Origin of the sequence: Vibrio sp. J383 (assembly GCF_023503985.1) — a bacterium.
GTDB lineage: Bacteria > Pseudomonadota > Gammaproteobacteria > Enterobacterales > Vibrionaceae > Vibrio > Vibrio splendidus.
Genome location: NZ_CP097294.1, coordinates 1,374,645 through 1,394,789 on the forward strand (window position 1 = coordinate 1,374,645; position 20,145 = coordinate 1,394,789).

A 20,145-nucleotide genomic window follows, 5' to 3' on the forward strand; every position below is an offset into this window, starting at 1 on the left:
GTTATATGGAAGATTAGACAAAGGTCTGCCTATTCGGCAGACCTTTTTTGCAAATGTATCTCAGGTTGTTGGAATTTGAGTATGTATCCAGGGCTTAATCATTTTTATTACCCTCAATTTTATTAAGAAAATTATTGCACACCAGTGCCCAATATTGATTAGTTTAGTGATGCTGAGTCATTGAAATGAAAATTATTTTGTTTTTTCTGTTTCATTATTTAGGCATATTTTCAGTCAGATAACTAATATAACTGGTGATGCAATCAGAATGGCAATTGCATAGATATTTTGCATAGTAGTTTTTGGTGTTATCTCTAGAAAAGTGTCATCTTGATATTAAATGCATAATATATATAGTGTTTATATCACATCGTTATTTGATGTGGTGTTCTGCATTTTGGTACTTTAGTACCACCCTTTTAAGCCAATTTAGTGTTCCAAAATAAAACCTATTTATATTGGCTAAGTTTATGTGGGAATTTATTCCCACTTTTTTTCTCTTTTACAGATGAGAAAATGCTCAATATAACCTTCTAAATCGATGAAATGCTTCCACCAGATATGTGTGTTTGGTCTAGTTAGTATTTACTTAAGTACGCAATTAAATGATTATTATGTGACATCCGTTCAAATTGATTTGCCTTTTTAGTTGGTCAGACGAAATGACTATTTATCCTGTTTAATTAGCTTTATTGCTAGTGTTATGGTTTTTGACGATACTCCTTCTAATCTATTGAAATTTATAACCATTACGCGTAGAATTTATTTAACCAAATCGTTTTTTAAGCCTTATCAGCTTAGTTATCACCGCAACTATATATACCTGTAGGTTGTGGAGAATCCAAATGCACTTAGTTTGCAAATTTATATCTAGTTCGTCTCTCAGTACGAACGACCTTCAATATGTCTTAACACCAGATGAGTGTGTAGGGCTATTTTCGCGTGTGCGTACCCCTAAAGACATCTTGGTTCAATTACCAAGTAATTTGCTTCAGCAGGTTACTGCGTCGGCTAAAAAAAATGTCCACAGCCTACTCAACGCGATTCGAGTAGAACTCGTAAAAGCGAACTGGGTTTGTCTTTCCTCCAATGTGAGGCGCAGTTCATTAACCAGTAAGCAACTAGCAAGCTTCCCCCGACTAAAGTTACATGTCGACAGGGTGAGTAATAGCGGTTCAGAGCGCGTTCACAAAGCTAACTACCAGCAAGTTGTCGATGATGTACCTTTGGCACGTCACTATAGCTTCTCGCCAGTTGAACCTTCCCCAGAACACAAAATTGTCGTTGAGTTTGCGGGCCAGTGGTCTAGCAATGCGGCATGTTTGATGTTGGGTAAAACTGAGGCTCAAAAAGGAAAAGTCACCGTAGGTAAGCCAGATCGAGAGAATAAACATCGAAGCCTCGCGACGTTTAAAGATCTCGAGACTGAGGGTAAAACGCTTTATATCAAAATCCCTTGTTCTGACCAGCCTCAGCCGATCTTGCTTAAACTCGCCGAAGACCTACAACCCGTTGATAAAGAAACTCAGATGGATGAATGGGATAACGTGTTGGTGCCGGTGAGGCCATTAGCTTACTTAGATGGCAGTAATGAAAAAGCAAAAGCTTCTGATCTATGTGGTGGTTTTCTTTATGTTTTTTGGAAAGGGAAGCTTTGGCGAGAGATGGCCATAAACGAGAAGGGTTACTACCAAGATGTTGACGTCGAGTATTACCGTACCTTAGAGCAAGAAGAAAAGAAAAAAGACACACCTCAGGTAATACAAAGAAGCGCAAGCGGCTTTGCCATGGCGCATTTCTGGGCACCTTATAAAATATCGGGTGACGTCCAACAAGGGGAAAGTGGACTCAAGATCATTTTTTCACCGAAACAAAAGCGCTTTGCTCAAATTGAAGCATTAGAATCGGATGCTGCTTTGCTAGAGAAACCCAGCACACCATTAGATGAATTAAGCAGTTACAGTGACGGACAGTCATTCAGTGTACAAGAATTCACCTCCGATGTAGACAGTGCCGCCATCCATAAAGTTACCGAGGATGACATGCCATGGCTGAGCGACCAGCAAGCCATCGTTCGAAGTTACGACCAGAGCAATACCGTGATCGCTTATGTGGATGGTAAAAACAGTGGTCTATTATTCCGAGTGGATGTTGGCACCTCCGGCATTACCGCTTTGAATTCACTCTATGTGATCGATCACAATAGCGATTATAAAGATGTCTTTGATTTAGAGTTTTATGAAGGGGAAGACCACGATTGGCAACAAGCATTACTAAGCGGGCTACCATCGGACGGAATCTTTACTATGTCTCTTGTACATGATCAAGATGCTGATAGCCGTCACGTACTTTTTGATCAGGTCGCTTATAACGATTTATTTGTTGAGCCTGAGAGCGCTACTGAAACTCCGCCAAAAGCTCTGCCAAACGACAAGCCTAAAGGTATGACAACAGAAGAAAAACAACGCTTTGAGTCATTAGTGCTGGATTGGTCGTTGTAACCTCACTAGAAAATGGATTAAGAATGAAAAAGAAAATATTACTCAGTTTGGGTTTGACGACTATTGTCGCCGCAGGTGTTGGTTACATTGCCACTAAACCTTACTTTGATGAGAAAGCTCGAATAGAGAGCATGGCAGACCGCCTAGATTTGTATAAAGGTAAAACGGATACTTGGCTTTACCAGTACGATTTTGAAATACCGGATAACCCAAAGGTTGCTGATTGGAATACCGAGAATGTGAAACTCCCTCAGGTGCTGTTTACTGTCGCAAACCTCGAAGACAAATCCAAGGTCAGTTACTGGGCATTAAACATTGATGGTACTAACCCTCAATTGCTGATCCCTGAGGGGGCATTGCCGCCCGCGCCTAATACTGGGATTGATTATGCTAAATATATGTCACGCTCGCCAAACGGCCGCTACCTTGTTATCCCTCAGGAAGATAGCACTGTGTTGTATGATCTAAGTAATGGTGAAATAACTGAAATTAGTGAGGAATATGGCTCAACTCGTCACGATATAATGTGGGATACAGACAGCACACAAGTTGTTGTGAAAAAAAGAGATGAACTCCTGTTGGTTAAGTTAGGCACAAAAGAAGTAGTTAAATTTACCGATGTAAATGGTCCAGACGCACGCTATATGACCTCTCTTGCCAAGCCGTATATGAGCCAGTCAGAGCAAGCGATCTATTTTAGTTACGAACCCGGTCTAGCGGGGTTTGGTTGCCAAGGAGAGGAAGAGGCGTATATAGAAACTTTTGGGGTAAGTGATGTTCCAAAATGTGGTAACACATTCGTGTTTGATGCCAAAACCTTAAAACTGATCGATCGCGGTGATTTTACTCCGATTAGTTACGATTGTAATGTCTGGGGTGGTACGTATGGAGATGGCTTCTACTGCCTTGGAGGCGAGGGTGGGGGTAAGGTGTACCATTCGGGAAGACCATCTGGAAAAATGGGCAACTTCCGAGCTACAGTGGATTTGTTGGCTTTTAGTGGTAATGACATGTGGTTCGTCCCTGTTCATGGCCGAAATATAACCCGCGTATTACACCAACCGATCGATAACAGCCCTACTACAGAAATGATATATGGGTTCGTAGGTTTTAGAGATGGAGAACGAGTTAAAAAATCCGCCTATGGCTTTGGTTTTAGCCATTATGTAATTGAGCATAAAGAGACGGATAATTGGAGCGAGTCACTCTACCCGTTGCCAACCTACGCTGACATCGAAAAAGCAAAAACAGTTCTAGAGGAGCGTAACAATGGCTTGGGCTAAGATTGAACAGCACTCTCTCTATTTGATGGGGCAATTAGTTGGACCAACTGGAGATGCCATTACCGGCAATGGGCTTTATCCATTACCCGGCTTTGCGTTAGCCTTACCAGAGTTGGCGGTGGGTCAAACTGCGGATGGTAGCAGTAGTAAGAATGAGTCACCATTATACTTCAGTGATTCATCAGGTCGGCTACAAGGTTGGAATTCCAAGGTTCAATCCGTTAATGAGCTTGATGGGAATAAGCTTGCTTCTAACCCATTGTCGATTTCTGGCACTAGAGAGAATCTAAAGCCAGTCTATATTCCACCTTACTTAATTCCCGCTGCGGTCATGTCTGCAGATACTGCTTGGCCGGAAGGATTAGCTAAACTAGCCAAAGAGGCAGTTGATTCGCGGTATAAAGTTGATGTCTTACGCATACGCGTTCAGCAAATTGAAGATGATTTGAGTAAGGATGCAGCGGAAAGAAAATTTTTAGCGCCCGAATTAGCCGAGTTTTTTATCCATAAAGCCGAAGAAGCGGAAAAGGAACTAGGTCAGCAAGAAGAGGGCGCGTATAAGCGCCTGTATGAACAAATTTATAGCGGAAACTATAAACATAACTTTTATTATCTGCGCATTCCTCAAGTTTGGACCATCAATTTATTCTTCTCAGCCGACTATTTTGAGGGCGCGGAAGTTACTTTGTCTGGACAACCAGAAAACTTAATCATCAAAGGGGATGCTGAGGATATAGGTAATAAAATCACCAGCCGAGTAAGGCCGGTAACATATTTTGATATTGCCAACCAAGCGAGTGACGCTCAGGATGCAGAAGAGGTGACTCAATATGTCGCCACATTTTGGATTACGGGCGGTCATCTAGACGATGATGAACAGATTAAGCAATTAGTCCGCTTTGATATAGATTTAGAAGGAATCAAGCGATATTGGGATTCATTACTTGAACCTTCAGATAGTCAAATGGCTCAGGTTACTAAGTTAAACCTACCAAACAATTGTTACTCCTTGTCTGAACAAGTCTTACACCTACCGATTTATTCAATAGCAGGGCGTAGCATCATTGTGTCTGGTGATCCTATATCTGTTGAAGAATCACTGTTTCAACATGCGCCAGACACGTTTAAAGGTTGGCTAGATTGGAGTAAAAACCTCCCCTATACCAGCGAAAACAAAGCCGCGAACGGTGTTCAACCATCGATTAATATTCTTAACTCCATTGGGAACTATAAAGGGGTTATCGAAGCTTCAGCGTCAGGCGTAATGGACCCATTCAGTATGACGACGGTCCATAAAGCGTTCAGCGCGGGTTTGAATAAGGAGCAAGCTGGAGATGAACTTTTAAATGCGTTAAAGCTCGCGGTCGGTATTGATGCTAAAGCTAAGGGGTTCTTAGATTTTGCGCAAACGCTCAAGCCACCAGCGCAAGGTACACTTGCACCGATTACTGATTTAGCGAATGCCCTCAACTGGTCAAATCACCTTGGGAATACCTTACCGAGCGTTTATACGATTCCACCATCGTTACAGCATTTTTGGCATAAGGTTGACGATAAGATCTTAACCCCTTTAAAGCCGGCCGTTCGTGCTATTGAATATGTGCTTGATAAGCCTTTTGGTTTTGCGCAGCTTGTTTCTAGCGGTCTTGAAATCCCAAAAGGTGTTGAGAATTCTGAGACGGCGTTTAATGCCTATATCGATAAGTCAAAAGAATATGGACAGAAAACACAATCGGTTATCTCTACGCTTTCACTGAGTGATGAAAAAGATCGTCAGGTTTTGCTTGAGTCTGAAGCGGAACATAAAAAAGCGCTCCTTGAAGCATTCTCTGATGAAAGTGTACGCCACAGAGTATTACTAAATGGTCAACCGTTGTCACAAAAAAAACAGGCTAAAGAAGGCGAGGCAAGCTATCTCACGCTGTTTTTCGAATTTGATAGTGCGAATGATAAACTTGCCGATTCTGATAAGGACCTAGTAAAAAAAGTGGCAAAGTATCTGAGTGCTACAGAATCGGAAATGTTGTTGAACGTTGAAGGTTATACGTGTGATATCGGCTTGGTGGAATATAACACTAAACTGTCAGATAAACGTGCTGCAGCGCTTAAATCTTCTATTTTAGAAGAGCTTGGTGCAGATGCTATTAAGTGGGAGTATCGCATTTCTGCGCTCGGGAAAGGCGTTTTTGCTGATAATGATACGCGCAATAGACACTTAAGCCGTAGAGCGGAAATGAAGTTTTATCTTAATTCTGCTTTCGAATACCCTGCCTGTAGAAGTTGGCTGTTAGCGCTTGAGAAAAATCGCCAGAAAGCAGTTTTGGCAGAGATGAAAGTCCATAAGGAAATTTGGAAGTTTTCTGGTCAAGCCTTTGACATTGCACTAGGCTTTGCCGCGCCAATGCTTGGTCCGGGAGCAGCTTTAGCATATGGGTTGTATTGGTCAGGTGAAACCTTAGTTTCGACATTGAATGGCGCAGCAAAAATCCTCAATAAAGAGCTAGAAGAATATAAAGATAAACAGAAACGTTTCTCTGAATTTGATGTTGTTGGACAAGCGCTACTATATCGTGATTTACCCGCGTTCAATGAGTTAAGTGTACTTGGCAAAGCATATATAAAACGCGCTATTGCACTCAATGGGCTGTTACGATTGCTACTCCTTGAAGCTCAAATGAATAAAGAAACGGCCGCGCCCAATTATGTGTCGCAGTATCACGCGGTTAGTCACTTAACATCAGGGCAAAGAGATCTTGATATTGAAGGTTACATAAAGACTTATCTTCTTAGTGATGATTGGGATCTGGGAGGTACTTGGCTTCCTTCTTTTCACCTTGATGAAGCTTGGCTAGAGACAAAGAACATTTATCGCAGTGCTTCAGAAAGTGTGTTGAGCTTTTCTGCTATGACGAGCTATGTTACCTATCGAGCAAAGCAGTCTAAGACGGGGGAAGAAGCGCTTGAACAATCGCAGGTTTATCAGAAGTTCTGTCCAATACATACCATAGCTGACTCTAGTTTAACTAAGCTAAAATCTCTATTAAAATCCCCGGATTTATCTAAGCTCGATAAGTCGATATTTTTAGATCATATAGTTTCAGTTAAGGTCGGCGACAATTGGCATCTGCTTGAAAAACTGGTTAATCAAGGTAAGACAATTTCCCCGACTATGCCAATTAGAGTACTTGTTATTCTTGATATGAAAGACGAAACGCTAAGCAAGTTCCAAGAAGAGGGTTTGCTTACTCTTGTGCCTGTCGGTGTTAGGCCTGTGAGGCAAAACAGGCTGTTTGACGATTTTGGGTCTTACACTACTGAATATGTTCGTGAAATTGCACTGGAGTCATTAATTGAAACTGAGAGGGTGTATTTAACAGAAAAACAAATGATAGAGACGGATACGCCACTATACGGTGTTGTTGTAAGCCCTACGTATTACTTTGGATGCAACATCATCAGTGGCATCAAGCCTATTGCTGATGACTACGGTAGTAAAGAATGGAAGTCAGTGTTTGGTCAGGTGGATGAGCAGCAATCAGCGTCTTACGTAATGCGTTACTTGTTAGAGGTTGGTGTACCAAATGTCAGTAAAACGGAATCAAAGTTAACATACAAAAGAGAGCTCGTATTTAAAACTCAAGACGGTAAGGTGATTACTTCTAGCACGAATAAGGCATCCATCTTTAATTTAACTATGTCTAAAGAGCATGAGTTCTTGTATGAGAAGACTTTTTTAGCCAGAACGGGAAAAAAGGCGGTCGAGTATCCAGAGCTATTTTCAGACGTCAAGGCAAACTTATATATTTATGATGCTAGCGTGAAGAGTCTGATCCCTGGTAGTGAGCACGATGATAAAATGGAAGCGATTGGTTGGACGAAGAAGCAACCATCTTATGATACCTCCGAAAAAGCAACCAAGCTGTTGCTCATCGTCAGTACAAAATCTGTTGAAAATGTTGAACAAACACTTGAACGAGGAGGGTTTGATCCTCACCGTTTACCCGTGGACATTCGTCTGAAATCAAACGACGCAGAAGGCTTCTACAATTTTGAACATCAAGACATCGACTTGTATCCATTAGGAAAGGTCGAAGTGAACCTTGAGAAGAAAGAGGTGTCATTCAAACCTAAATCAATACCGCAAAGCCTGAATGACGTATCGGATCATCTTTCTATCAATATGAGTAAGCTTGTAAGTGATCTCGTGGTTAAGGATGGTAGTTTATTCGATTTTACGCCTGACTTTGTGGATACTGATTTATATGCAGTCGAAATTTCGTTGAAGTACACCAATGCAGCAGGAAAAGAGATGGTTGGCTTACGACCGTTTATTGCGCGCACAAACGAAAAGCCATTTATTAGCGTCGACATAGATGGAAAAGCTGGACTAGCTTTAAATGCCTCATCACAGAAGCTTCCTGTAAGAGTTGTTGATACAACAGCGCCAACTTTGTTCAATTCAAGGGAGATCCACTACAACGCAAAATGGTATGACATGAATGAAAAGGAGTTTAACGCCATTTCTGAATATACTGCGGGAACGACTAATGATGCTGATTCCAATGTGGCAAATTCAACTCGTAGCAAGATATCGCATAAAGCTACCCCTTTGAGTGTTTGGATGAATGCGGAACCTCTGATGAAAGATTACTCTTCAGCTAAGGAAATGCCTCTATCGAAACAACGAGAGCAAATACTTAAAAAGTGGTTGCTTGATGGAAAATAAGAAAAAACCGCCTTCGGGCGGTTTTTCTTTTCTTATCAATTAAAACAGAAGTTAGAATTTTCCCGTTTCCCCATCAACCCGCCGCAGAAATATCGTATTTCTTCATCTTGTGATTGAGTGTACTTAACGGCAGTGACAGTTGTTCAGCCGCTCGTTTCGTGTGCCAATTACAAGAGTTTAAGCAGTCAATAATTACGGTACGTTCGTATTGGCTGACGACCTCTTTTAGGCCAACGGCGACATCGTCATCTCCTAGAGGTTCAGGTTCAAACGTGGGCTGAACTGCCGATGTAACTGGAGTAATAACTTGATGGTGTTCTATCTCTTCAGGGATCTGTTCACCAAACTCAATCTGAGTAATGGTTTCGAAATCGGAAAGCAGAACCGAGCGCTCGATGATGTTCTTAAGCTCGCGCACGTTACCGGGGTAGGTGTAAGTAAGTAGTTGGTTTCTCACATTAGCACTCAATCCTGGTGATTGAGGCAACCCTAACATCGTCGTGGTTTGCTGCACAAAGTGCTCGGCGAGTGGGATAATGTCCGCTTGTCTGGATCTCAGAGGTGGTAAGGTGATGGGAAATACGTTCAAGCGGTAGAATAAATCGGCCCTAAAGCCTCCGTCTTTAATCTGCTGCATTAAGTTACAGTGCGTCGCGGCAATGACTCTAACATCCACTTCAATCTCTCTGCTAGCGCCTACAGGGCGAACTTTACGTTCTTGCAGCACACGTAACAGTTTAGCTTGAAGTAGCATTGGCATATCGCCAATTTCATCTAGGAACAGGGTGCCACCGTTTGCTGCTTCAAATAAGCCAACTTTGTCCTTGTCTGCACCGGTAAATGAGCCCTTTCTGTGCCCGAAAAGTTCGGATTCCAGAAGTTGTTCAGGAATTGCGGCACAGTTCTGAACGATTAATGCTTGGTCAGAACGATTCGAGTTTTCGTGAATGTATTTTGCAATGACTTCTTTACCCGCACCCGTCTCGCCTCTAAGTAAGACGTCGACAGGCAAAGAGAGCACCTTATCAAGTCGGCTCAATACATTGACCATCTCTTCACTTTCAGCGATCGGACCTTGATAGGTTTTCTTTGTCCGTTTCTTTAGTTGAGTATTTTCACGAACCAACGCTTGGTTATCGGCGCTTAAACTCTTAATCACTTGACCATATTGCTCTAACCAAATGGCATGGCGAATATTACTTGCCGCCATTCGGCAAAACTCGGTAAGTGCGGTTTCGTTATCGATAACGCTTAAATCAAGCAAAACCAACAATCCAATAGTTTTGCTTTCATCATCAATCAATGGCCAAGCAAGTAAGTTATTGCTTTTTAGACCTAATGTTTGCTCGGTTTGATAGATGCCTTCACAGTCATAACCATTGTAAGTGTATAGCTCATTGATCAAGACAACTTCGCCGTTACGTACGGCGAAGTTGAATGGGTCGGCTTCACTTACTGTGTCTAACTGCAGTGGCTCCCAAGGATGTGAGGCAATGACTTTTTCATGGTGATGCGCGGTACTTGGAATCAAGGCTTGACCGGTTTGGTCAAGCACGTAAATGATGCCATGTTTCGCGAAAGTCATTTGCCTTGCTGCTGTGAGAACGGCATCCAAAGTTTGAGCTAACTGGCTGCGATCAGCCAGAGATTGGCTGATCGCAAGTAGGGCGTTACTAAGCTCACTATGGTTAGCTGAACGCATAGGTTAGAGTTCCTTGCTTGTCCACAGAAACGTCAATTTGAGTATGTGAATCATCCTTGTCATTCACCAGTAGTTGAGTCGAAAGCTGCGGCAATAGTTGACGGTTAATAACGGCATCAATATTTCGAGCTCCCGTCTCCGCAAGGCGGCAGTTGCCTAATACGAATTCCACTAAGTTATCACCATAGCAAAGTGCCAGTTTGTGGTGGCTTTGCAGGCGCTCAGACACTTTCTTCAGTTTATGATGGATGATATCAGTCATTGCTGCGTCTGAAAGAGGAAGGAATGGCAACACGGACATACGAGCCAACAAGGCTGGCTTGAAGTGTTGATTCAACGTTGGGCGAATGGCTTCAGCGACGATATTGGCATCAATGTCTTTCGCTTGGTGAACCAAAGACTCAATCTCATGTGTCGCGAGGTTACTCGTCATGATGATGAGCGTATTTTTGAAGTCGATGGTACGACCTTCGCCATCATTTAGTGTGCCTTTGTCGAACACTTGGTAGAACAGGTTGAGTACTTCTGGGTCTGCTTTTTCAACTTCATCTAAAAGAACAACAGAGTAAGGGCGCTGACGTACTGCTTCGGTTAGCATACCGCCTTCGCCAAAACCAACATAGCCAGGAGGAGAACCAATAAGGCGAGACACAGTGTGTTTCTCTTGGAACTCAGACATGTTGATGGTGGTCATGAAGCGCTCACCACCAAACATTTGGTCGGCGATAGCACGAGCGGTTTCTGTTTTACCTACACCACTTGGGCCAACCAATAAGAAAACGCCTGTTGGTGCATCTGGGTTACCTAATCCCGCTTTTGCGGTTTGAATTCCTTCAGCAAGCGCATCAATGGCAAATTCTTGGCCTTTAATGTTTTGAATTAGGTTTTGCTTCAAGTTTAAGGTCGCTTGCGACTCATCTTGAAGCATTTTTCCCATAGGAATGCCTGTCCAATCAGAGATCACATGACTAATTTCGTCGGGACCCACTTCATAGTGAACGAGCGGATTGGTACCGCGCACGTTATCTAAACGTTCGTTACAAGATTGAATAGCTTCACGAGTCTGCTCTTCAGAATATTCATGACAATTTGGTTTGTCACTTGTTAGTGCGTCATCGTCTTGAACCGTATTGTCAGCTTTAGGAGCACTGTCTTCTTCAGTTGAAGGAGTAGTAAGGCTGTAAAGATGGCTACGCAGTTCAATGATTTCTTGAATAAGAGATTGTTCTTTTTTCCATTGAACCTGAAGGGTAGCTTGTTCTTCGGTGGCCTTTTCTATCTTCCCTTTTAGCTCAGGAATTAAAGCGGCACTGTGTTTGTCACCAGTTTGCTGCAGTTGATCACGCTCTAGAGCTTCGAGCTCGCGGTTCGCAGCCGCAATTTCTTGATGCAATGTTTCAACAGGTGCCGGTGTTGCGTTAAGGCTAATATTGACGCGAGCACAAGCTGTATCTAACACGTCGATTGCTTTATCTGGCAGTTGACGTCCAGTGATGTAACGATCAGCTAAGTTTGCTGCGGCAGTAATTGCGTCGTCACGCACGTATACGTTATGTGATTTTTCATAGGCTGGCCTTAAGCCTCGGATGATCAATGCGGCTTGAGTAGCCGATGGCTCATCGAGTTTTACTAGTTGGAAGCGGCGCGCCAGAGCTGGATCTTTTTCGAAATATTTCTTGTATTCAGACCATGTGGTGGCAGCAATTGTTTTTACTTCACCACGTGCTAGAGCGGGTTTAAGTAGGTTGGCAGCATCGCTGCCTCCAGCTTGATTGCCTCCCCCAACTAGCGTGTGAGCTTCATCTATAAATAAAATGATTGGAGTCGGTGAATTCTTCACTTCGTCTAGTACTGCGTTAAGGCGTTTTTCAAACTCTCCCTTAACACTTGCCCCCGCTTGAAGTAAGCCCATGTCTAGGCCGTATAGTTCAACACCTTTGAGGCAGTCTGGCACATCTCCTTCGGTAATTTTTAATGCAAGACCCTCTACCACCGCTGTTTTACCAACTCCCGGCTCACCTACGGCGATTGGGTTATTTTTTCTGCGTCGCGCCAATATGTCGATTATTTGTCTGATTTCTTGATCACGGCAGAATACTGGGTCGATCTCGCCCTTTCTTGCTTTGCCGGTAAAGTCGGTGGTGAATTTACTTAATGCCGAACCATCTTCACGTGCGTCGGTTTTTTCTGATGTCGTTGCTAAAGATTCTAGAGAGTTTGTTGTGAGTTCAGAAAAATTACGCTTTAAGGTATCTGGGTTTACACCGTCTAAGATTGAAGCGTAGCCGTGCTGACCATAGCGTAGTGGGTTACTCACGAGTGTAAGAAGTAGGGCACCAGAGCGAATCTGAGTCTCGGATAGATCTAAAGATGAGACCAACCAACTTTCTTGAAGCCATTCGATTAAAAGCGAAGAAAAAACGGGCTTGCTGCCGTTGCCTGTTGTGTTGGTATCTAAAGTCGAACGAATGGATTGCCTTAAAATGGTCTCTGAGCAATCGAAATGACTTAATAAGATATCAAAATCACTATTTGGCCTTTCTAATAAGCTTAATAGATAGTGTTCAATTTGCACTTCATTGGCTTTTTCCGATACGGCTAATGCAGCGGCATCCTCTAAAGCGACTTTTACAATAGGGTGCAGACGTTGTATTAAAGAGGAAAGGTTTATATTTATCATTTTAGTTCTATTAGTTATGTATATGGGATGCAGCAATTATACTAAAATTGATAACTGGTTTTTTATTCGGTGATGAATTTACTATTGTTTATTGGTTACTTTTATTGTTTGTTTTGGCTTTTTATCTGACTAATATTTAAAATCCCGTTAAAAATAATAAATAGTCTAGGTTTTATGATTTAATTACTAGTTTTTTTGACTTTATTTCTAATCTTCGAGATAGTTATTTTGCCTTTGTGTTTTAAATTCAATTTATTAGCACCCACGTTCAATAAATCGTTTTTCTAAACAACAAATTGTTGTTAAATATAATATTTATAACGGGCAATTTTTTGTAACTGACTGTATTCGTTGGTTTTATAAAGTTGGCATGATGTTTGTATTAGCTTAATCAGTCGCGGTGATAAGCGATTTGGTGAATTAATGAATTATAAATTTTAAAAAGGAAATATCGATGCCAACTCCAGCATATATGTCTATCAATGGTGAAACTCAAGGTCACATTACTAAAGATACTTACTCTGCAGATTCTGTAGGTAACACTTGGCAAGAAGCTCACGTTGATGAGTTCCTAGTTCAAGAACTTGATCACGTACTAACAGTTCCACGTGACCCACAAAGTGGCCAACCAACAGGTCAACGTGTTCACCGCCCTGTAGTAGTAACTAAAGTACAAGACCGTTGTTCACCTCTGTTATTCAACGCATTAGTGTCTGGCGAAAAGCTTCCTGAGTGTGTAATCCGTTTTTACCGTACTTCAGTACAAGGTAAGCAAGAACACTACTACTCAATCAAGTTAATTGATGCACTACTTGTAGATATTCAAACTCGTATGAATCACTGTCAAGACGCTGCAACTTCAGATCGTGTAACTGAAGAAGTACTTAAGCTGACTTACCGTGCAATCGAAGTAACTCACGAAAACTGTGGTACTGCTGGTAACGATGACTGGCGTGCTCCACGCGAAGCTTAATCGCTTTTCGTGAAAAACAAAGGGTCAACAACTGCTGTTGGCCCTATTTCTATTATTAGTATCAGGTAAAAGATATGGTGAATGACGTAGAATTTAAGTTTGAACTGCAAGGCTCTGAGCATGATTTTCGTGTGGAGAGCTTTCAGGTAATCGAAGAGCTTTCAAAACCTTTTCAAATCAGCCTATCATTACTTTCACTTGATCCTGATATCTCATTTGATGCACTCATCCGTAAACCAGGTAGCTTGACTCTATATGGTCAAGGTGTCAGTTCAGCGAGATGCTTTCATGGCGTGGTTAATGAAGTTCGTTACCTTGGATCGGGTAGGAGATTCTCCCGTTACCAACTGACTCTTGTTCCACAAGCTTGGTTTTTGAGCCAAAGACAAGACTGCCGTATTTTTCAACAAAAATCAGCGTCGGCGATCATCTCTGAAGTTTTAGATGATGCGTCAGTTACTGATTATCGATTAGAGCTGTCAGGTGTATATCCTTCAAAAGAATACGTGCTCCAATATCGAGAGACAGACCTTGAGTTTGTTCAACGAATTCTGGCAGAACACGGAATGTGGTACTACTTCGAGCATACGGAAGCCAACCACACGATGGTTATTGTCGACAGTAATGACGCAATAGCTGAGTTATTGAGCTCACCACTGAACGGGTCTTATTTGGGGCCAATTGTTTACCATGCTGATGGTGGTGGTGTTGCAGACCGCGAGCATATCTCTGACCTAGAACTCGTTAATCGAGTGAAAACTGGCCACGTTACTTACACCGATTATAACTACGAATTTCCGAAGATCCCTCAAGAAATGAGCAGCTCCGGTGAACTCGATGTAGACTTGAAATTATTCGATTTCCCAGGACGTTACGTTGATCCAATGATGGGTCAAGTAAGATCAAATGAATGGATGTCTGAACATGTTGTTGATAATCAGCAAGTAGAGGCCACCAGTAATGTCATGAGACTGGCGTCTGGATACAGTTTTAATATCAGTGAACATCCACGTTCAGCAATCAACCGCGATTACCTTATGTTATCGGTAATGCATAGTGGCCATGACCCTCAGGTTCATGAGGACGAGACTAATGGCCTGCCAACGACCTATCACAATCAGTTTGCGTGTATTCCTAGACATGTTGAGTTTAGGGCTCCAAAACTTGAAGCTCCTTTGGTTGAAGGTACACAAACAGCGGTCGTTGTGGGGCCTGCAGGCGAAGAAATCTATACCGATAAGCTTGGGCGAATCAAAGTTCAGTTCCACTGGGACCGTTATGGCGAGAGCGATGAGCATTCGAGTTGTTGGATTAGAGTTAGCCAATCAATGGCAGCACCAACGTGGGGCGCGGTATACCTACCTCGTATCGGTCATGAGGTCGTTGTTACTTTCCTAGAGGGAGACCCTGATAGGCCTTTAGTTACTGGCGCAGTTTATAACGGGCTTCATTATCCTCCTTATTCGTTACCAGAGAACAAAACGCGTACAACTTTCAGAACTCAAACGCATAAAGGGACTGGCTATAACGAGTTGAGCTTTGAAGATGAAGCTAACCAAGAAGAAGTCTACATTCATGCGCAAAAGGACATGTCGACCAAGGTTTTAAATAACCGCTATCGCGACATAGGCCAAGATGAGTTTTTAAAGGTTGCGCGCCATCAGACGAATGATGTTCACGGTGATCACAAAGAGACCATTGACGGACACAAGACTACCCAAGTTAATAGCACGTTTACTGAAACTGTCGAACAAGATGTATCTGTTACTTACAACGCTAATGAAACTCAATATGTTAAGAACAACTCTGATTTAGAAATTGGAGATAATCAAATTACCAAGATTGGTAAGAATGATGACTTGGATGTGGGTGAAAACAGCAATTTAACAGTTGGTGCATCAAAAAGTTCTGATATAGGAGCCGATGACAATCAGACGGTTGGTGGAAACTTAACAGTCTCTGTTAAAGGAAACACTTCATACAAAGCCGATGGTGCGACCCAGATCATAAGCGGCGACAAGATAGTACTCAAGACGGGTGGGTCTTCATTAGTGATGAATAGTGACGGTTCTATCAAGTTATCAGGTTCCTCAATAACCATCGAAGGAAGCGATAAAGTTGTAATCAAAGGTGGAAACGTGGCGATCAATTAATGATGGAAAAACAAACCCCAATTATACAAACCATCACCGAACAGCAAGCAGAATCGACGGCTTGCTTTTCGCGTTTTGGAACAATTGTATCGATTAACGAAACTAAGAGTGGTGTTCGCGTCGATTTCGAAGGAAATCCGTTGCTGCAGCCAATTAATGCGAGGTTGGGGCGAGGGTTTAAATTAGCCGAGTTGCAACTTGCTATTGATAACAACCTTTCATGTCGTATCGAGTTTCTAAATAACGACTTTAACCTTCCGCTAGTTACAGATATCTTTTTCTCCATTGTTGATGATTCAGATGAGTTTGTACTGAGAGCAAATAAAATGGTTATTGAAACGAAACAAGAGTTAATTGTAAGAAGTGGAGAAACAGAAACTCGTTACAGCGGCCGTGATGGTCGAATTACCACCAAAGCCAAATATGTGACTTCTCAAGCTGAGAAGGCACAAAAAATTCAAGGCGGCACCATCGCGATCAATTGATCGTGTTACTAGATTGGATTCACGGATGCGTCAAAAAATAGGTATAGATCAACTAAATCAGCCGATTACTAATGAAGATGTGGAACTGGCCATCGCTAATGCGGGAAGTACGCTCACTTTATTGGACGAGCTTCCCGTCAAGTGGCTAGATATGTGTAATGAAAAGCTGTCACTGGCTTCGGAGACACTCGATTTCTTGTTAAAGCAACGCTTACAAATACATAAAAGGGGATACCCAAGCGTTAAACTGGAATATTTAGCACTGGCTGAGCGTCAGATTAAAGACCTAACAAATGTTTATTTGTCTTTCTATCGATTGGCTCCGGGATTAATACATCAATTGAAGCAGAGCGAACCAACCATTTATGCTTGGCTCATGTTGAGCTCTGAGCTTGGACAAGAACACGAAAACCTACTTTGTGGCTTGTCTATGCTTGATGAATTAGATTATCAAGCCGCTAAGTTGTTGGTGGTTCAGTCATCATTGCGAGACATCGACCTCGTGATAATCGAAATGGTTGAAGGTGGCTGTAAACTGCCCCTACTTTACTTGGAGTGCTTACAGTTACGCCAAACTGTCACAGTTGGTCTGCTAAAACGCTGGCTTAAATATAAGCGGTTTTCTAAGCATAAAATACATTTATTTTTATCATTACAAAACGACGTAGAAAGTGTTGTCTGGTTGGCTGAAAACTCAAAGGGCAGTCAGAACCTGTTTGAACGTTTGCTTTCGAAAGAGGACAGAGGTACTTGGTTTCGAAAGGAGTTCGGTTCCTCAATCGATAGTGTGTTTGACTCAGAAGTCGTCACTTTTGCCAAGCTTTTAGAGCTCAAAGAATTTGGTAACTTTGATCCAAGTAGTGTAATGGCTCCATTTGATTTTGTATTGCATGGTCTGAATGACCATGTTCCTCAAATAGTGGATTTACTATTTAGCCTTGACGAGTTCGAAGGTGAGGATTGGATCCAAGCGCTTTACATTGTCTATGGTAAACGTTTACCAGTGACACCGAAAAATTTAGGTATCGATTTTGAATGGCATGAAATGCTCGAAAAATTAAAACAATGGGCAGAGAGTAACGCCTATAGACAAGTCTCACCAGGTAGAATGGGACAACCTTTGACGCTAGAAGCCAGCATACAAGCCATGTTCGATACTCAAGTTAGTGCTGCCTTTAGGATTTGGATTTGGCGTCAGGTTTGTCTCCACACTCGCTCATACATCCCTTGGGATATGACTATGCCAGCTCATCAACAAAAGTGGAATATCACGCGACTAACTCAGAATTCAACAGCTTCAGAAAGGTTTGGCCTAAGGAGCAATCATGCAGTTGTGGGATATTGAGAATTATCCAGGGCTTTCAATTAAAGGCCGTTTTCAACGAGATCAGAATGGCAATGAGGTTTGGATTATCGTTGGAAAACGCTCATGGCAACTCGTCGGTTCTGCTTGGAAGGAGCAGCAACAGTCAGAGATCTATGATGATCCTGTCTATCTGGGGGAAGCCGGGCTTTCTGCGATGAAAGCTGACCATGAGTTCTCTGTTGTCAAAGCCAACACTGATGTGCTGATTTTCGGTAAGGCTCGGAGCTACGCGAAAAAAGCAGTTACGTACCACGAGTGTCGGCTTTTGATTGACGGTCATATTGATAAAACTATATCGGTACTTGGTGATAGGCAATGGATCGAACACGGTGGCAGCGTAACCTTAAGTAAACCACTTCCATTTGTCGAAAAGGAAATCGATTTCTCCTGTGCTATCGGAGGTGATTTAAGAAATCGACTCGGTGGAGGGATCGCTGATAGCAAAGCGGAGCTATTGAAACAAAAAGTACCTTCTGTTTTTTATCCAACGGAAGACTGGAGTGCGACGCCCAAGAATGTCCGGGTTGCAGGCTTTGGCCCGCTAGCACCATTTTTTGGGGCACGGCAGCGTTACGCTGGTACTTTTGATGATGATTGGTTAGAGAATAGGAAACCTCTTTATCCTTTAGACTTTGACCAACGTTTTTATCAGAGCGCACCACAAGACCAACAATGTAAAGGGTTCATATCTGGCGGAGAACGATTGATGATCAGTGGCTTTTGTCATAATGACGCTCTCTCTTTCCGTTTCCCTCAAGAGATGTATGTAGCAGAAGCTCAGTTTAAAAATGCCAAATATCAAGTTGATATGCCTATTTCTACCGTTTTCATTGATACTGAGGCTCGTATACTTTCAATCAGCTACAGCGCTGCATTTCCATGTCAAGGCGAGGAGCATCTATTAGTGTCAACGAAGATCCGTCAAAAACAGGAGTTGTCCGATAATGAATAACAATTCGGCACGTTTCGTTATTGGTATGGAAGCCATGACACCAGCGGGCATGAACCTTGATATAGCCACAACAGTTGCCAAAGCGGATTTAGGAAGATTCGATCAGAAAGTAGCCGATGATGGTATCGAAAGATTCACCTACGCAAACATTGAATACACTTCAAATACATCATTGTTTGGCAAGTGTTCAGAGCTTATTGAGAGCTTGATCGGGTCTCTTTTGAAGCAGTTACCTAAGGCATTAAAGCCTATTCCGTTGCTAGTCAATATACCCGGTACTCTGTCTGTTGTTGCGATGAGCGAGTGGTTAAGTGATTGCAAGCACCGTGATTCAATCTCACATTATGAAGTTGTTCAACAAAGTGGGCCGTCACACTTAAGCACATCATTAGCTAAGTTAAACCAATTTGACGCAATCATGAGTATTTCAGTCGACTCTCTTTTCGATGACCTTAATAACTTAATCGATGCCGGGCAAGTAATGAGCTCTTATAACCCATGGGGGATAATACCTAGTGAAGGCGGGGCGGGCTTACTGTTGTGTCGGAATAATTTGGTGCAAACGTTGAAGCTCAAACCAAAAGCAAAGTTAGGCTATTTTGAAGTAGAGCCAACAAATACAACGCGAAGGTCAGTAATGAAGCTAGTCAGGAATGCGAGTCGCAATATTAAGAGTTTTGGGTCTGTATTTTCTGATATGACTAATCTGAGATCCCATACTGAAGATTATGGTTTTGCGCTAGGTGCTCGCGCCGAATGTTTTGATAACCCTCAACAGCCAACTTTAATTAATGATTTATGGGGCTCATTGGGCGGCTGTTCTGCATTGGCATTAATGGCCTGCACTATTCAAGAGGTGGCTCATAATAGGCCTGTAACTTTGTTAATGTTTGATGTTCAAGGAGAAAGGGCATTGCTCCAACTCACCTGCATGAAACAGAACTGATCACATGGCCGGCATACAAAACGCTAATATTATTTATGTCGTAATCAGTATCGCGAGAGTATTAGCTGGAATGTGATTTAGTCTTGGTATGTATCTAGATCTTATTTATTCACTGGGATGCTTAAACCGCTGCAAAGCTCTAACTCCAAAATTTCCAATACTCCAGTTGAATTCGATGGAAAATTAGAACTGCCTTTTGAAAAGTATTTCAATTATTTCTCCCTATAAGTGAATAACTCATTTTTACTTAAAATCAACTCAAAATGTGACTCAGTTAACAGTGTATGTTTAGTCCGTTATTTTGTTAGGTAAATATTAAATTCTGGAGCCTAAAATAGCAGAAATTTGTTAGTCAAAGCGTTTGTTGTAGTGTTCCTT

General features: G+C 42.2%; 10 protein-coding genes and 2 pseudogenes. 9 read left to right on the plus strand and 3 right to left on the minus strand.

Annotated features, from left to right (window positions below; all coding sequences use genetic code 11):
- The first annotated feature begins 845 nt into the window (after positions 1–845).
- From M4S28_RS22520 to M4S28_RS22530, 3 genes are read left to right on the plus strand one after another with little or no spacing between them, the layout of a single operon-like run.
- The gene (locus M4S28_RS22520; protein ID WP_249632929.1) at positions 846–2,501 is read left to right on the plus strand and encodes a hypothetical protein; all 1,656 of its coding nucleotides are present in this window, start codon (positions 846–848) and stop codon (positions 2,499–2,501) included.
- 23 nt (positions 2,502–2,524) lie between these two features.
- A complete protein-coding gene (locus tag M4S28_RS22525) occupies positions 2,525–3,784 on the plus strand; it encodes a hypothetical protein (protein ID WP_249632930.1) in 1,260 nt (419 codons plus the stop codon).
- Entirely contained in the window at positions 3,771–8,510 is a 4,740-nt protein-coding gene (locus tag M4S28_RS22530; protein WP_249632931.1) for an OmpA family protein, read from the plus strand. Before M4S28_RS22525 ends, M4S28_RS22530 begins: the two co-directional genes overlap by 14 nt.
- A gap of 73 nt (positions 8,511–8,583) precedes the next feature.
- Here M4S28_RS22530 and M4S28_RS26645 read toward each other — a convergent pair.
- The 3 genes and pseudogenes from M4S28_RS26645 to tssH all read right to left on the minus strand — a co-directional run.
- Positions 8,584–8,748: pseudogene (locus M4S28_RS26645) on the minus strand (helix-turn-helix domain-containing protein); the annotation flags it as partial.
- 83 nt (positions 8,749–8,831) lie between these two features.
- Positions 8,832–10,212, minus strand: a pseudogene (locus M4S28_RS22535) (sigma-54-dependent Fis family transcriptional regulator); the annotation flags it as partial.
- Complete coding sequence (gene tssH, locus M4S28_RS22540; protein WP_249632932.1) at positions 10,199–12,892, minus strand: type VI secretion system ATPase TssH; 2,694 nt, start codon at positions 12,890–12,892, stop codon at positions 10,199–10,201. The gene tssH and the pseudogene M4S28_RS22535, both read right to left, overlap by 14 nt.
- 454 nt (positions 12,893–13,346) lie before the next feature.
- On the opposite strand from tssH, the gene M4S28_RS22545 reads away from it, so the two are divergent.
- The 6 genes from M4S28_RS22545 to M4S28_RS22570 all read left to right on the plus strand — a co-directional run bounded on the left by M4S28_RS22545 (position 13,347) and on the right by M4S28_RS22570 (position 19,767).
- Positions 13,347–13,865, plus strand: coding sequence for an Hcp family type VI secretion system effector (locus M4S28_RS22545; RefSeq protein WP_012600867.1), 519 nt, complete (start codon positions 13,347–13,349; stop codon positions 13,863–13,865).
- Between the two features lie 74 nt (positions 13,866–13,939).
- Positions 13,940–16,018: a type VI secretion system Vgr family protein gene (locus M4S28_RS22550; protein ID WP_102503281.1), complete on the plus strand. Its 2,079-nt coding sequence runs from the start codon at positions 13,940–13,942 to the stop codon at positions 16,016–16,018.
- A complete protein-coding gene (locus M4S28_RS22555; RefSeq protein ID WP_249632933.1) occupies positions 16,018–16,503 on the plus strand; it encodes a hypothetical protein in 486 nt (161 codons plus the stop codon). Before M4S28_RS22550 ends, M4S28_RS22555 begins: the two co-directional genes overlap by 1 nt.
- A 25-nt stretch (positions 16,504–16,528) precedes the next feature.
- Positions 16,529–17,848, plus strand: coding sequence for a hypothetical protein (locus M4S28_RS22560; RefSeq protein ID WP_249632934.1), 1,320 nt, complete (start codon positions 16,529–16,531; stop codon positions 17,846–17,848).
- Complete coding sequence (locus M4S28_RS22565) at positions 17,829–18,821, plus strand: DUF2169 family type VI secretion system accessory protein (RefSeq protein WP_054543284.1); 993 nt, start codon at positions 17,829–17,831, stop codon at positions 18,819–18,821. Before M4S28_RS22560 ends, M4S28_RS22565 begins: the two co-directional genes overlap by 20 nt.
- On the plus strand, positions 18,814–19,767 hold the full coding sequence (locus M4S28_RS22570) for a hypothetical protein (protein ID WP_054543285.1): 954 nt from the start codon (positions 18,814–18,816) through the stop codon (positions 19,765–19,767). The genes M4S28_RS22565 and M4S28_RS22570 overlap by 8 nt, the downstream gene beginning before the upstream one ends.
- Positions 19,768–20,145 lie beyond the last annotated feature (378 nt).

What these genes read in the sequence shown, in the direction of transcription:
- M4S28_RS22530 (WP_249632931.1), top strand. Translation starts at nt 3,771, where the DNA reads ATGGCTTGGGCTAAGATTGAACAGCACTCTCTCTATTTGATGGGGCAA.
- M4S28_RS22555 (WP_249632933.1), top strand. Translation starts at nt 16,018, where the DNA reads ATGATGGAAAAACAAACCCCAATTATACAAACCATCACCGAACAGCAA.
- M4S28_RS22550 (WP_102503281.1), top strand. Translation starts at nt 13,940, where the DNA reads ATGGTGAATGACGTAGAATTTAAGTTTGAACTGCAAGGCTCTGAGCAT.
- M4S28_RS22520 (WP_249632929.1), top strand. Translation starts at nt 846, where the DNA reads ATGCACTTAGTTTGCAAATTTATATCTAGTTCGTCTCTCAGTACGAAC.
- M4S28_RS22570 (WP_054543285.1), top strand. Translation starts at nt 18,814, where the DNA reads ATGAATAACAATTCGGCACGTTTCGTTATTGGTATGGAAGCCATGACA.
- M4S28_RS22525 (WP_249632930.1), top strand. Translation starts at nt 2,525, where the DNA reads ATGAAAAAGAAAATATTACTCAGTTTGGGTTTGACGACTATTGTCGCC.
- tssH (WP_249632932.1), bottom strand. Translation starts at nt 12,892, where the DNA reads ATGATAAATATAAACCTTTCCTCTTTAATACAACGTCTGCACCCTATT.
- M4S28_RS22560 (WP_249632934.1), top strand. Translation starts at nt 16,529, where the DNA reads ATGCGTCAAAAAATAGGTATAGATCAACTAAATCAGCCGATTACTAAT.
- M4S28_RS22565 (WP_054543284.1), top strand. Translation starts at nt 17,829, where the DNA reads ATGCAGTTGTGGGATATTGAGAATTATCCAGGGCTTTCAATTAAAGGC.
- M4S28_RS22545 (WP_012600867.1), top strand. Translation starts at nt 13,347, where the DNA reads ATGCCAACTCCAGCATATATGTCTATCAATGGTGAAACTCAAGGTCAC.